The organism is Nonomuraea gerenzanensis, from assembly GCF_020215645.1.
Classification (GTDB): Bacteria; Actinomycetota; Actinomycetes; order Streptosporangiales; family Streptosporangiaceae; genus Nonomuraea; species Nonomuraea gerenzanensis.
In genome coordinates this window covers 5260499-5274273 of the sequence record NZ_CP084058.1, presented here as the reverse complement: position 1 = coordinate 5274273, position 13775 = coordinate 5260499, and the positions used below count along the sequence as shown (strand labels likewise).

10 protein-coding genes and 1 pseudogene are annotated in these 13775 nt (G+C 73.7%); all 11 read right to left on the bottom strand.

The features are described from left to right. Nucleotides 1–8 precede the first annotated feature (8 nt). The 11 genes and pseudogenes from LCN96_RS24715 to LCN96_RS24665 all read right to left on the bottom strand — a co-directional run bounded on the left by LCN96_RS24715 (nt 9) and on the right by LCN96_RS24665 (nt 13543). A complete protein-coding gene (locus tag LCN96_RS24715) occupies nt 9–1235 on the bottom strand; it encodes an alpha/beta fold hydrolase (protein WP_225275257.1) in 1227 nt (408 codons plus the stop codon). 96 nt (nt 1236–1331) lie between these two features. After that, complete coding sequence (locus tag LCN96_RS24710) at nt 1332–2513, bottom strand: cytochrome P450 (protein ID WP_225275256.1); 1182 nt, start codon at nt 2511–2513, stop codon at nt 1332–1334. Between the two features lie 96 nt (nt 2514–2609). Then, complete coding sequence (locus tag LCN96_RS24705; protein ID WP_225275255.1) at nt 2610–4859, bottom strand: LLM class flavin-dependent oxidoreductase; 2250 nt, start codon at nt 4857–4859, stop codon at nt 2610–2612. A 17-nt stretch (nt 4860–4876) separates the two neighbouring features. Beyond that, nucleotides 4877–5767 (bottom strand): annotated as a pseudogene (locus LCN96_RS24700) (LLM class flavin-dependent oxidoreductase); the annotation flags it as partial. A 129-nt stretch (nt 5768–5896) separates the two neighbouring features. Further along, nucleotides 5897–6400, bottom strand: a complete 504-nt coding sequence (locus tag LCN96_RS24695; protein WP_225275254.1) for a MarR family winged helix-turn-helix transcriptional regulator — start codon at nt 6398–6400, stop codon at nt 5897–5899. A 45-nt stretch (nt 6401–6445) separates the two neighbouring features. Then, nucleotides 6446–7612, bottom strand: a complete 1167-nt coding sequence (locus LCN96_RS24690; protein WP_225275253.1) for an erythromycin esterase family protein — start codon at nt 7610–7612, stop codon at nt 6446–6448. Between the two features lie 37 nt (nt 7613–7649). After that, complete coding sequence (locus LCN96_RS24685) at nt 7650–9689, bottom strand: SpoIIE family protein phosphatase (protein WP_225275252.1); 2040 nt, start codon at nt 9687–9689, stop codon at nt 7650–7652. A 117-nt stretch (nt 9690–9806) separates the two neighbouring features. Beyond that, the gene (locus tag LCN96_RS24680; protein ID WP_225275251.1) at nt 9807–10067 is read right to left on the bottom strand and encodes a hypothetical protein; all 261 of its coding nucleotides are present in this window, start codon (nt 10065–10067) and stop codon (nt 9807–9809) included. Between the two features lie 259 nt (nt 10068–10326). Then, nucleotides 10327–11406 carry a hypothetical protein gene (locus tag LCN96_RS24675; protein ID WP_225275250.1) on the bottom strand — a complete coding sequence of 360 codons (1080 nt, stop codon included), beginning with the start codon at nt 11404–11406 and terminating at the stop codon, nt 10327–10329. A gap of 28 nt (nt 11407–11434) precedes the next feature. Then, nucleotides 11435–12436: a hypothetical protein gene (locus tag LCN96_RS24670; protein ID WP_225275249.1), complete on the bottom strand. Its 1002-nt coding sequence runs from the start codon at nt 12434–12436 to the stop codon at nt 11435–11437. 174 nt (nt 12437–12610) lie between these two features. After that, entirely contained in the window at nt 12611–13543 is a 933-nt protein-coding gene (locus tag LCN96_RS24665) for a hypothetical protein (RefSeq protein ID WP_225275248.1), read from the bottom strand. Between the last annotated feature and the right edge of the window lie 232 nt (nt 13544–13775).

Sequence of the window (13775 nt, the reverse complement as noted above, 5' to 3'; positions counted from 1 at the left end):
CTCGCGCCTCAGCCGCGCGCCAGGAAGGTGGTGACCAGCTCCTGGTACTCGCCGGGCCGGTCATGGGCGAGGTCGTGGCCGGCGCCGTCGATCGCGTGGAAGACGGCGTTCGGCAGCACGTCCGCGTACTCGCGGGCCACCTCGGGAGCCAGGTAGTCGCACGTGCCCCGTAACACCAGCACCGGCACGGTCGCCCGGCGCAGCGCGGGCCGGGGATCGGGGGCCAGAGCGGCGTCGCGCGCCGTCATGGCGTTGGCCCAGAACCCCGCTCCCGACATCGGGATCCGCAGCGGCCGTCCCGGGCATCCCGCCCGCAGGTCGAGCTGCCCGACGAGCGCGTCGAGCTCGCCGTCCATCGCCTCGTCCGGCAGCAGCGCATGAGCGGGGCCGGGGCCGGCGACCCCTGAGAGCACGTGCGCCAGCAGGAAGCGCGGGCGGTCCAGCAGCACGCGGTTCAGGTCACGCAGGCCGGTCTCCGTCAGCTGCCGGTCGCCCGCGTAGGCGGCGGACCACATGGTCCCGGGCGAGGCGACGACCGCGCGCGCCACCCGGTCGGGGTGTGCGGCCAGGTAGGCGGCGATGAGCTGGCCGCCCCAGGAGGCGCCGGCCAGCACCACGCGCTCGGCGCCGATCGCGGCCCTGACGGCGTCGAGGTCGGCGACGTGCCGTCGCACGGTGTAGCCGCTGACGTCGGGCAGGCGGCTGGACAGGCCCGCGCCCACCTGGTGGTAGGCGTACACGTCGAAGCCCGTGGCGGCGAGCGCGGGCGCGAGCGGCGACGGCTCCGCGTCCGGCGCGCCAGGGCCGCCGTGCACGAGGATCACGGGCGTGTCCCTGCGGCTCTCCCCCTGGGCGGGGGTACGGGTGTAGGCGAGGCGCGAGCCGGTGGGCAGGTCCCAGTAGCGCGTGTCGGGGCCGGCCGCGATCGGGCGGGGCGGCGGCCCGCCGAACAGCAGGCCCGCCAGGGGGACGGCCGCGACCGCCAGCTCCACCACGGTGACCGCGATCGGCGCCCAGCGGCGTACCCTCGGGCCTGCCACCCGCCGCAACGCCGACCGGCACATCCACCACACGACGCCCGCCATCGCCGGCGCGGCGGCGGCCACTGCCAGGTACCGGTTGCCGGTCACCGAGGCGGTGGCCCACAGCGCGCCCAGCCCGGCGGCCAGTCCGGCCGGCAGCGTCAGGACGATGAGCAGCCCGGCCGCCACCCTTGCTCCCACACCCGCGCTCATCGCCTCTCCAGGGGTTGGCGGGGTCCTGTGATCCCAGCGTATGGCGGGGGTGCGGGAGGTGCGCGGGAGCCTGGCGGTGGCCTCGACGGCCGGGAGTCACCAGAGGACGGGGAGGGCGGCCGGGCCGCGGTCGGCGCCGTCGTGGGCCCACGCGATGTCGTCCACCGTGCCGGCCAGGCGCAGGCCGGGCAGCCGGCGGGCCAGGGCGGCGAGCGCGGCGCCCACCTCCAGGCGGGCCAGCGGGGCGCCGAGGCAGTAGTGCACGCCGTGCCCGAACACCAGGGACGGGCTGGAGCTCCGCCCTGGTGCGAAGGTGTCGGGGCCGGCGAAGTGGCGGGGGTCGCGGTGGGCGGCTTCGAGCCGTACCAGCACCAGGTCGCCGGCGCGGATCGGGACGCCGGCGAGGTCGAGGTCGGTCTGGGCGAAGCGCGGGAAGGGCTCGCCGGTCAGCCCGGACTGCAGGCGCAGCACCTCCTCGACCACGGCGTCTAGCCTCGGACCCGCCGCATCGCCCAGCCCCGTGCTCGCGACACGGGCGGCCTCACCCTCGGCGAGCAGCCGGAGGACGGCGGTGGAGATCGCGTTGCGGGCCGAGAGATATCCGGCGGCGACGATCGTGGCCACCATCGCGACCAGCTCACCGTCACTGAGCCGCCCGTCCTCCGCGTCCCGCACCCCGATCAGCGAGCTGAGCAGATCGTCACCGGGCGCCGCCCGCCGCACCCCCACCAGCGTGGCAGCGTAGGAGGTCAGCCCTTCCCACGCCTGCGCGGCCCTGGCCACCTCCTCCTCATCTCCGAACACGAAGTCGGTCCCCCCAGCGCCCGCCAGCTCCCGCACGTGCTCACGGTCGCCGGGATCCACACCGAGCAGCTCCCCCATCACAGTGATCGACAGCGGCGCCGCCAGCCCCGCCACGAGATCGGCGGGCGGGCCGTTCGCGGCGAGCGCGGCGACGCGCTCGTCCGCGACCTGCTCGACCCGGACGCGCATCCCCTCGACCGTCCGCGGCCCGAACGCCTTCGACACCAGCCGCCGCAGCCGGGCGTGCGCCTCGCCGTCCTGGAAGAGGGTGTCGTTGCCGGGGTACGCGCTACCGGGCGGCGCCAGGCGGAACCGGCGGTCGGACAGGACGGCCGCCACGGCGTCGTAGGAGGTCACGAGCCACGCCCGGCGGCCGTCGGGAGTCTGGACGGGGGCGACGGGGGTGGTGTCGCGGAGCCGGGCGTACTCGGGTGGAGGTGCGAGCGGGGTGGGCCGGTCGAACGGAAGGATCATCGGTCTGGGACGCCTCTCGGAGTGGGGATCGTGGTCGTCCCCTCCAGGAAAGACGTTGACGTCGCGTCAAGGTCAAATCCCGCCTGCGCAGCCAGATCAGGGGTCGGACGGGGTGATGTTGAAGTTGTCGCGGAAGACGTTGTCCGGGTCGTAGCGGCGTTTGAGCGCACGCAGCCGCCGCAGCGTCGGCTCGGGGTAGGCCTCCTGGACGCGCTCGGGCCGCAGGTCGGTCTCGAAGTTGATGTACTGGCCGGAGAAGTGGTGCAGCATGCCGTCCCACAGCTCGTCGAGGGCGCGGCGGCTGGCGCCGAAGGCCACGAGCGAGAAGCCGGCCGAGCGGCCCGCGTACGCGGTGGCGTCCGGGGGGACGTCGGAAGCTGCGCCGCCCGCGGCGCGGACCTGGAAGAAGTACGTGCGTCCGCCGGCGACGAGGCGGGCGGCTGCGGCGGCCAGCTCGGGGGTGAGGTGGTCGGCCAGGCCCGCCCGGGTGACCGGCTCGCCCTGGGCGTCGTGGGGGCCGTGCGGCACGTCCATGATCGACTCGTACGGCAGCACCTGGATCGAGTGGTCGAGCAGCGGGGCCGTGGCGGCGATGGGTTGCAGGCGGTTGATGATCGTCTCGGCGTCGCCGGAGTGCACGACCGCCATGATCTGGGCGATGAGGGGCTGCCCGGGCCGGGGCCGGCCGATGATGAGCGAGCTGGTGAGGTCGCGGGGAGCCGCCTCCATCGCGGCGCCCCAGCGCTGCAGGAAGCCCGCCGTGTCGGTGGCGTCCACGACGAACTGGGCGAACCCGACGTCGCCGCCCTCGTGCGCCTCGAACTCGAAGGCCGTGACGATGCCGAAGTTCGCGCCCGCTCCGCGTACGGCCCAGAACAGGTCGGCGTTCTCCGCCTCGTCCGCGCGCACCTGGCTGCCGTCGGCCAGCACCACGTCCACGGCGCGCAGGCGGTCGATGGTCAGGCCGTGCTCGCGGACGAACCAGCCGATGCCGCCCGCGGTGGCCAGCCCGCCGACGCCCACGCCGCCGTAGTCGCCGGAGGTCAGCGCCCAGCCGTGCGGGGCCAGCGCGGCGGCGACCTCGCCCCAGCGCGCGCCCGGCTCGACGCGGACGCGGCGGGTGGCCTTGTCGAGCACCTCGACCGCGTTCAGCCTGGACAGGTCGATGACGATGCCGCCGTTGCTGGTGGAGCGGCCGCTGATGCCGTGACCGCCGCTGCGGATGGAGAGCTTCACGGGCTGTGTACGGGCGAAGCGCACGGCCTGGCTCACCTCGGCCGGTGTGCCCGGGCGCAGGACCAGGCCCGGGGAACCGCCGCGCAGGTACGTGGAGCGGACGCGCGCGTAGGCCGCGTCGCCCGGCTCGACCGCCGACTCGGCGAGGGCTGCGGGGAGGGCGTCGTAGTCGATGTTCTCGCGGCGGTGGCGGCGGACGAACAGGCTGCCGGGGGTGCGGCCGGGCTCCCCTCCGGCGGCGCGCAGGGCCGGGGCGGCCTCGGTGGCGAAGCGGCGCAGGGTGTCCTCGTCGTCGGTGGCGAGCAGGAGGGTGCTGAGGCCGTCGCCGGTGATCAAGGGGAGGAGGTCCGCGACCCACTGCTCCGGCTGCCCGGTCAGGAAGCCGTCGCCGGTGATGAGGGCGAGGCGGCGAAGCTCGCGCGGGTCGCGTCCCGCCGTCGCGGCCGCCTCGTCGATCCGCGCGTTGGCCGTCGCCAGGTCGGCAGCAGTGGCGGTGGCGGGCGCAGTGGCGGTGGCGGCTGGGGTGGGGGTGGCGGGTGGGGTGGGGGTGGCGGGTGGGGTGGCGGTGGCGGTGGCGGGTGCGGTGAGCAGCCAGCCGTCCGCCTTGGTGGCGGCCAGGCGCAGGGCGTCCGGGTGGGTGCCGGCGGCGATCCAGAGCGGGATGTTGTGCGCCGGCGCGGGCCCGCGTTCGGCGCCCAGCACGCGATGGTGACGCCCGTCGAAGTGCAGCGGGGCACGGAGGTTCGCGGCCCAGATGCCACGGATGACGTCGATCGCCTCATCCAGGCTCTCCAGCTCCTCCGGCGTACCCGGGCTCAGTGCCAGCTCGACCCGCCCGTCCGAGAGCAGGTCGAGGCCGGCCGCCGCCCGGGCGAGCACCGCCGGGTTGCCCATGGACGCAACACCCATCAGGCGGATGCGGCTGGTACGGGCGGCGACCCAGCTCAGCAGCGTCCACGGCTCCACCCCGGCGCGCTCGTCCACGAAGGACACCACGTCGTAGCCCAGCTCCTCGCTCAGCCGCGCCCGCTCCACCACCGCCTCGGGCCGGTCGCCGCCCGGGGTGAGCAGCACGCCGAGCCGCAGCGGGTGACCGTAGTCCACGCTCATCGCCCCGCTTCCCGCGCGGCGCGCTCCTGGGCCACCAGCTCCCGCACGCCGGGTGCGACCTGCTCGCCGAACGTCCGGATGGTGGCCGCGTCGTCGGCCATGAGGATGTAGCCGGAGAAGCCGTACTCCAGGGTCAGCACCGCGAGCTGCTCGGCCCACTGCTCCGGCGGCCCCGCCAGGAACCGGTCGCTGGGCGCGCCGAACCGGCCGCCGAGGTTGAGCAGGCGGCGGACGGCGGCGGGTGCGCGCCCGGCCTCGGTCGCGGCGGCGTCGATGGTGGCGTTGGCCGCGGCGAGCTCGTCCAGGCTCTTCATGTACGGCAGCGAGGGCAGCCAGCCGTCGGCCTTGGCCCCGGTCAGCCGGAGCATCCTGGGCTTGTACGCGCCCAGCCAGATCCCGATGTCGTGCGCCGGGGCGGGCCCGCGCTTGGCCCCGTCCACCTGGTAGTACGTGCCCTCCACGCGGAGCCGGGCCCGGTTGCCCGCGTCCCAGACGCCGCGGATGACGTCGATGGCCTCGCTGAGCGCGTCCACGGCCTGGCCGGGGGTGAGCCGCCGGCCGCCCATGGCCTCGATGGCGTCCCAGAAGCCGCCCGCGCCGAGGCCCAGCTCGAACCGGCCGCCGCTCAGCAGGTCGAGGCTGGCCGCGGCCCTGGCGAGCACGGCCGGCGGGCGGAGCGGGAGGTTGATCACGTTGCCCGACAGGTGGACGCGCTCCGTCCGGGCGGCGACGTACGACAGCAGCGTCCAGGTGTCGAGGAAGGCCGGCTGGTAGGGGTGGTCCTGAAAGGTCACCAGGTCGAGGCCGGCGGCCTCCGACTCCTGCGCCAGCGCGACGACCTCCTTGGGCGAGGCGTTCGCCGGCGTGATGAAGGACCCGAACGTCAGGTCGTGCCCGTAGTCAGGCATGGTGTGTTCCTCCTCCGCCCGCACGAGGCAGATGTGTTGTGAAGCAGACTATCTCCGCTTCAGACGAGTTGCACAACAGCAAGTTGCGCACGGGCATTCCACGCGTATGCAAGGAATCTGGGAGGAGGCTCAGCGACCCTCGGAGAGCAGCTCCTCGGCCACGTCACACGGGTCGGCGGCGGCGTCGATGTCGCGCACGTCGCAGGCCACCCGCCACAGGAGCTTCCTGAACGTGTCACGCTCGGCCGGGTCGAGCGCCCCGAGCAGGCCGTCCTCGGCGTCGCGGACGCGCCGCTCCAGCTCACGGAACGTGCGCTCGCCCTCGGCCGTCGCCACGATCCGGCGCCGGCGCCGGTCGGCCTGGCTCAGCCGGCGCTCGACCAGCCCGGCCTCGACCAGATCGTCGATCAGGTACGTCAGCACGGTGCGGTCGATGCCCAGGTGCGCGGCCAGGGCGAGCTGCGTCGGATGCGCGCCGCCCACGACGGCGGCGAGCGTCTGGTAGCCGCGCGGCCCGTGGGGCAGGTCGCCGATCACGGTGACGACCGTGCTCTGGTAGGCGCGCAGCAGCACGCCGAGCGTCCAGCCGAGGTTGTCACCGCCGGGAACGTCTCCTGGCCGGTCGGTGCTCATGACCGCATCCTATCCGCGCTGACGCGTGCCGCCCCGCGCGGCGCATCATAACGGCGTGGAGGGGCTGACCTGCGGCAGGAAAGCGAGGCCGTCGAACTCGTCGGCCGGCACCGTGTCGCTGAAGGCCGACCTGGCGCTCCTCCGCCCGGCCAGCCCGCCGAAGCTGCGCATCCGGCCGGTCGCGGACAGCCAGGCGGCCACGGGCTCGGGGCGGTCACCGCCGCGCAGGTCGACCACGTAGTCGCCGGGGCGGGCCGCCGCCAGGCGGGCCGCCACGTGGCGCGGCGTGTCGGCCGGCGGGACCCGGAACCGGGCCGGCTCGCGTGTCATCCTGCCGAACGGCAGCCGCCGGATCGCGCGGAACCCGCCGTGCCCGAACAGCACCCCTAGCGCGTAGTACGCGTCGCCGAACTCGTCGGCCAGGTGCGCGCCCATGGGCACGAAGCCGCTGTGGGTCGCGCTCTTCTTGACGTGGCCGTTGTGCGCCCACAGGACGACCTTGGCCTCGGGGTCGGCCAGGAGCCGTCCCGCGTTCTCCGCCATGTAGCGGTCGCGCAGGGCGCTCAGGGTCCGCTCCGGGTCGGTGTGGACGCGGGGCCTGGCGGCGACCTCGGTGTACTGCCGCAGGATCAGGGCGTGCTCGCGGGCCTCGGCCGGGCCGTGCGCGGCCACGTACTCCTCCAGGCGCCGCGCGTGCTCTCCGGCCCGCGGGTCCAGCCGGTGCAGGAACCCCGAGAGGTCGAGGCCCGCGAGCGGGTCGAGCAGGGGAGCCGCGTCCTGCCCCAGGCTGTCACGCAGGGCCCGCAGCGCCGTCGCCGGGTTCTGCGGGTCGATCCCGACGAAACGCACGGGCCGGGCCGCGGTGCGGTTGTGCGCGCGCAGCCGTTCGAGCACCGTCAGCATCTCCGCGGTGCGCAGCGTCCAGAAGCCGAGCCCCGCCAGCGCCCGGCGGGGGTCGCCGGGGCCGCCTGCGGTGTAGTCGTCCACGGCGTGGGCCGCGGCGGCGCTGGCCTCGATGGCCAGGATGGTGAACCCCAGCTCCTCGATCAGGAACTCGGTCAGCCGCCACCGGGCCAGGAAGAACTCCGCGCTGCCGTGCGTGGCCTCGCCCAGCCCCACCACGCGTACGCCCTGGAAGGCGGCCCGCAGCGGGGCGAGGCCGGTGAGCGGCACGGCGCGCGCGGCCAGCCAGCCTGTCACCTCGTCCGGCATGGCCCCCCTCGCGTCAGGTCGCCGCTACACCCGACATCTACGCCTCGGCCGGCAGCCGCAGCGCGATGACGGCGATGTCGTCCTGTCCGCTGGTGGGCAGCCCGCTGAGCAGATTGTCGCAGAACGCGTCGATCGGCTCATCCGCCAGCGAGCCCGCCAGCCGGCGCAGCCGCTCCAGCCCCCGGTCCAGGTGCTCGCCCGACCGCTCGACGAGACCGTCCGTGTACAGCAGTAACGTGCTGCGCGGCGGCAACGGCAGCACCTCCGAGGAGCACGCCTGCTCGTGGCGGAAGCCGAGCAGGGGGCTGGCCGCGCCGTTCAGGAAGCAGCTCCCGCCGTCGGCGGTGACCAGGAGCGGCGGCGGGTGCCCGGCCACGGCGTAGTGCAACTGGTGGCCGCCGTCGACCCGCTCCACGCGGGCGAGCGCGCACGTCGCCGTCACGTCGTCCGACAGCGACTCCATCGCCAGGTTGAGCCGGGTGAGGATCTCGCCCGGCGGCTCGCAGCGGTCCATGGCCAGGGCGCGCAGCATGTTGCGCAGCTGGCTCATGGCGACGGCGGCGCCGAGGTCGTGGCCGGCCACGTCGCCGATGGCGACCACGGTGACCCCGTCGGGCAGGACGAAGGAGTCGTACCAGTCGCCGCCCACCTCCGCCGCCGTCGGGCTGGCCTGGTAGCGGGCGGTGATCTCCAGGTCGGGCAGGGTCGGCGGCTCGGCGAGCAGGCTGTGCTGCAGGGCCAGGGCCACCTGCTGCGCGCGCTGGTAGCGGATGGCGTTGCTCAGCGCGTCGTGCGCGTGGTCGAAGATCTCGCCGAGCAGCTCGATGTCGTCCCAGCCGATCGGCGCCCGCTCCCCGCAGGTGACGGCGCTGACGACGGCGGGGACCGCGCCGTCCACCACCACGGGCAGCGTCAGCAGGCTGTTGGTGCCGTTGCCCTCCAGCCACGACTGGAAGTCCGGGGGCGCGAGGTCGGGCGGCGGCGAGCCCTGCGGGAAGATCTTGAGCAGCGGGCGCCGCTGCTGGACGGCTCTGACCAGGGTGTTGTCGGCGGGCAGGCGTTCCTCACCGTAGGTGGGCAGCGGGTTCAGGCCGCTGCGGGCGGAGGTGGCCAGCCGTTCGACCACGAACGGCACCCCGCCCTGCCGGATGCTGGTGAGATCGGTGACGAGGTGCACACCGCACGCGTCGGCCAGCTCCGGCACGATCACGTCGGCCAGCGCGCCGAGCATCTCCGGCAGGCTCGTGAGGTCGGCCGTCGCCGCGGTGGCACGGTCCAGGACCTGCTGGCGCCGCCGGTCGCGCCACTGCTGCTCGATGTCGCTGCAGGTGCCCACCCACTCCACGATCCGGCCGTTCTCGCGGATCGGCACGGCCTGCGCGCGGAAGTGCCGGTAGCAGCCGTCGGCGGTGCGCAGCCGGTAGACCTGCTCCCAGATCTCGGCCCCCTCACGGACCGCCTGCCACCACGCGCGCATCGTCGGCCCGCGGTCGTCGGGATGCAGCATCTGCTGCCAGCCGTGGCCGCGGAACTCCTCCCACGGCTGGCCGGTCACCCGCTGCCAGCTCGGGCTGGGCTCGATGACCTCGCCCTCGGGGCCCGCCACCCAGAAGATCTCCGCGCTCACGCGCATCAGGCTCTCGTAGCGCCGCAGGATGCGGCTGCGCTCGTCGGCGATCGCGCGGAACTCCTGCGTGGCGTTGATCTGCTCGGTGACCTCCGTGGTCACCACCAGCACGCCGTACTCCCCGTTCTCCAGGGAGACCCGCGACAGGCTGGAGGTGAAGAACCGCTCCTCCTCGTCGGCGGCCATGCTCGCCGGAGCCGCGTTGAGGACGACGGGCTCGCCCGTCTCGTACACCTGGTCGAACAGTTGCCCATAACTTTTCTGGACGAATTTGGCAAAAGCCTGCTCCAGCGGGAGCCCCATCGGTCTCTCGCCGAACTGTGCGCGGTACATGGCGTTGGTGTAGAGCAGCCGGTGCCCGGGACCGCTGGTGACGGCAACCCCCACCGGCGCGGGATCGAGCACCTCGAACGCCAGGCCGCAGCGTGAGCCGTCGCCGGCCCTCCCCATTTGTGACCTCCCCCCGATGGTCACCCCTCGCCTCTGAATACCCTCCATCGGCGAGTGAGAACGCATCGGGCCTGGAAGCCGGCGCGGACACCGGCCCCAGGCCTGGTGCGCCGGGGATCAGGGCTTCAGCGTGCCGCGGTAGCCGACCGGCCCCTCGCCCTTGAACTGGGCCGAGCCGACGAACCGGTTGCCGTCCTCGAAGAACATGATCGTGCCGTTGCCCTGCGGGCTCGCCCATGACACCTGGGTGCCGGTGCCGGGCATGCCGGTGCTGGGCACGACTCCGGCCCGGTTGTTGATGACGATCGTCAGGTCCGTGTCGTCGTGCCACTCGGCGTTCGGCCCGCCCCATTGGATCTGCGTCTTGTACGTGGCCATGCGCGTTCCCTCCCACTTCGTCGTAGGCGCCGGGAGCCCTGACTATGAGACGCCACCGGGCGGTGGTCAATCGGGGCGCGCATTTGACACCGGCCTTAACGGGCGGCGGCGCGGCCGGGTCGTCGCTGAGCCCGGCGGACGGGGCCCGGCCTGGCCGATTGTGGCCATCATGGGGCGGGCCCCAAACCGCGGCGAGATCCGCGGGGTCTCGCCGCGTCGGGCCGCCCCGTCAGATCTCGGGCGGGGCGGGACCGCACCGTCACAGACAGGAGAGCCGCATCGGACCGGCCACCATGGCCTGGTCGCCCGTCGTGTTCCCCTTGCCGGTGTCGGTGATCCGCACCATCACCAGGCCACCGGTGATCGTGACGGGAGCCGGTCCTGACACCCAGGTGCCCTGGCGCATGCGCTGGTCCAGGGTGAACTCCGCGACCGTGCGGGCGTCCCGGTCGAAGCCGTCGGTGACGGTGTACCAGACGCGCCGGCCCGCGAAGCCGGTCTTCGGGATGTACACCTTCACCTGGCACTGGTGCCGCCCGTCCAGCCCGGTGGTGAAGCGCCACTCGAAGCTGTTGCGCGGCGGGACGGCCCGGCCCGGGTCGTCCGTCAGCGCCGAGAACAGGAAGCCGTCGCCGCAGCCCGCGCCCGTCCAGCCGGGAGCGCTGGCGTCCTTCCAGCCGTCCCGGCCCGGCATGCCGTCGATGCGCACGCTCCTCCTGGCGTCGCGCGGGCAGCCGGGCCCGGCCACCGCCACGAAGGCCGGGCGGCCGGAGCCCGTCGCCGTGGTCCGCGGCGACGGGCGGGCGGGCGGCCGCGAGGTGGTGGTGAACGCGTCCTGCCGGCCCGCGACCGACACCGCCATGGGCACCTGGTTCTGGTAGATCACCAGGGCCGTGGGCACCGCGATCTGCGCGAGCACCCCGAGGATCACCCAGGTCTTGATGGAGGTGCGCCTGGGCTCGGCCGCAGGCGGCTCCTGGGCCGGCCCCATGCGCGGGAACTCCACCGTCTCGTACACGCGGTCGCTGTGCCGTACCCGCAGCATGGCGTCGACCACGTGCCACTTCCTCGTCCACTCGTTCCTGTCGCCGCCGCACGCGGCGACGTAAGCCTGCGTGACGGCCAGGCTCGGCAGCTCCTCCCCCGAGGCCGCCGCGGCCAGCTCGGCGGCCGGGACTCCCGTCCTGCGTCTCATCACGCGGTGGCTCGGCTGCCCCGCCGCCGCCCGCAGCTCGCGCAGCCCGCGGGCCAGCTCTCTCAGCGGATCCGGCGCCGCCGGCCGCGCGTGCCGCCCCCGAGGCCTGCGCGGTAACTCGCGAAGCGTGTCCTTGCTCGTCATCGTGCCCCCCAGCGATCGGGTCGGTCCGTCAGATCATGGGCAGGACAGGCGGACCGGCCCGGCCGCCATGGCCTGGTTTCCCGTGCTGTTGCCGCGCCCCGGTGTCGCTGATCTCCACGATCACCAGGCCGCTGGTGACGACCAGGGGCACCGGCGCCGGCACCCACTGGCCCTGCCGCACGCCCTGGTCGAGGGTGAACTCCCCCACCGTGCGCGCCTCCTCGTCGAAGCCGTCGCTCACCGTGTACCAGACGCGCTGCCCGGCCAGCTCCGACTTCGGCACATACACCGTCAGCGTGCAGTCGTGCGGGCCGCGCAGGCCCGTGGTGAAGCGCCACTGGAAGGAGTTGCGGGTGTTCGCCTCGCTGCCCGGCTTCAGCTCGGAGAACAGGAAGCTGTCGCCGCATCCCGCGCCGGTCCAGCCGGACGCGGCGGCGTCCTTCCAGCCGTCCCGGCCCGGCATGCCGTCGATGCGCACGCTGCGGGTGGTGTCGCGCGGGCAGCTCGGCCCGGCGACGGCGGTGAAGGCCGGGCGGCTCTGCTTCGGCTTGTCCTTGGCGTCGTCCGTGGTGGAGATGGCGCGGAAGATCAGATCGTCGCGCAGGGCGCCGGCGGTGGCCAGCCCGGTCACGCCGATCGCGACCAGGAGCGCGGAGAGCTTGACGACGCCGCGGTTGAGCCGCAACCGGCGCGGGCGGCGGGCCGCGGCCGGGCGCGCGGCCACCTCGCCGTCGCCGCTCCTGTTGTCCAGTTCCTCCCGCAGCGTGTTCCACTTCCTGGCCCACGCGTCCTGGTCGCCGCCGCACGCCCCCACGTACGCCTTCGTCACCGCCAGACTCGGCAGCCGGTCCCCCGACGCGGCCGCGGACAAGGCCGACGACGAATATCCCGCTTTACGCTCCATGGCCCGGTAACTCGGATTGCCCGCCGCCATCCGCAGGTCGCGTAATCCCTGCGCGAACTCCTGGAGCGGGCCGGGCGGCACCGGCCGTTCCCGTCTGCCCCGGGTGGTGGTGTCCTGATGGATCATCGTGCCCCCTGACGAGATGAAGCTGTCGGCCCCTATTCGTAGGTGCGCGGCCCGCGGACTGATCCTTCGGGTTTCGGAATTGACCCTGACCGGACTGCTCCCATCCGAAATCGGCACGACTGCGGGGTGACCCCTGGTCAGGGGCCACCCCGCACGACGATCCGGAACTCCCGGCTATCGCCGGCGGACCTTGCCGATCACGTCCACGACCGGCTCGTTGCAGGTGTTGACGTACCGGACGATCACGGTGTACTTGACGCCCCTCTTCAGGAAGTCCGTGGAGTACCTGACGCGGTCCTCCAGCACCGTGTTCCTGGCGACGCGGGGCTGCGGGCGCAGCACCTCGGCGCCCTTCTTCGAGACGAAGACGTAGTTGACCGTGCTGAACCTCTTCAGCTTGTTGCCCGACGGGGCCAGGAACGAGTTCCGGCCCAGGACCAGGGTCCGGCCCAGGTTGTCGCCGCCGATGAAGTTCGTCGGGGCGAAGCGGCCCCTGCGGACCGTCGTACCGAACAGGCGGACGTTGCCGGGGACGCGGCAGAACTGCCGCTGCAGCTCCGGCCGGAAGAAGCGGTCCGGCTCACGGAACGAGCCGAGACCCCTGCGGTCGTCGCCGGGCTGCCGCTTGACGATCCAGTCCACCAGGCTGACCCCGGCCTCGCGCAGCACCTTCTCCACCGACTCGGGCACCCGCTTGCTCGCGCTGGTCGTGGTGGGGAGCTGCTGGGTCAGGTCCTCGGACGGCACGGTGCCGGCGCCCTCCCCGGTAGGGAGCTGCGGCGCGGTGTTCGGCTGCGTGGTCGTGTTGTTGTTCTTGTCGCGCTTGAGCAGCCTGTCCAGCGCCTCCTGGGTCAGCTGCTTGCCCACGTTCTTGCCGAGGTCCTTGAGGAAGTCGCCGAACCCGCCGGAGCTGGAGCCACTGCTCCCGGTTCCGGGCTGGGGCGCGGTGAGCCCGAAGTCGAACGAGCTGCCGCCGGACGAGCCGCCGAACCCGAACGGGTCGTTCACTTGCGCGTGCGCCGCCCCCGCGGTGAGGCCGCTACCGGCCAGCACACCGCCGACCGCCAGGCCGGCCACCGCAAGACGAAGCTTCGAAGGTGCTTTCACCTTGGTTCCCCTCTCATGGTGACGCGATCGGCGGGGAGCGGCGTGCTCCCCCGGGTGCCGAACGCGTCGGGATGTTTGCTGCGACTTCCTGATTACGGGGCCTGGCGATGACCAGCCAGGTCAGGACGTTGTCCAGCGCCGCAAACCGATGTCCAGGGATGGGGGGTGGCGTCTGGGCTGGTGGGGGTGGTGGGCGGAGTGGGGGGCGTCATTTGGGGCGGCTGTCCACGTG

Bases quoted from the DNA above. Each gene is read 5' to 3' on its own strand.
- LCN96_RS24715 (WP_225275257.1), bottom strand. From the start codon at position 1,235: ATGAGCGCGGGTGTGGGAGCAAGGGTGGCGGCCGGGCTGCTCATCGTC.
- LCN96_RS24710 (WP_225275256.1), bottom strand. From the start codon at position 2,513: ATGATCCTTCCGTTCGACCGGCCCACCCCGCTCGCACCTCCACCCGAG.
- LCN96_RS24705 (WP_225275255.1), bottom strand. From the start codon at position 4,859: ATGAGCGTGGACTACGGTCACCCGCTGCGGCTCGGCGTGCTGCTCACC.
- LCN96_RS24695 (WP_225275254.1), bottom strand. From the start codon at position 6,400: ATGAGCACCGACCGGCCAGGAGACGTTCCCGGCGGTGACAACCTCGGC.
- LCN96_RS24690 (WP_225275253.1), bottom strand. From the start codon at position 7,612: ATGCCGGACGAGGTGACAGGCTGGCTGGCCGCGCGCGCCGTGCCGCTC.
- LCN96_RS24685 (WP_225275252.1), bottom strand. From the start codon at position 9,689: ATGGGGAGGGCCGGCGACGGCTCACGCTGCGGCCTGGCGTTCGAGGTG.
- LCN96_RS24680 (WP_225275251.1), bottom strand. From the start codon at position 10,067: ATGGCCACGTACAAGACGCAGATCCAATGGGGCGGGCCGAACGCCGAG.
- LCN96_RS24675 (WP_225275250.1), bottom strand. From the start codon at position 11,406: ATGACGAGCAAGGACACGCTTCGCGAGTTACCGCGCAGGCCTCGGGGG.
- LCN96_RS24670 (WP_225275249.1), bottom strand. From the start codon at position 12,436: ATGATCCATCAGGACACCACCACCCGGGGCAGACGGGAACGGCCGGTG.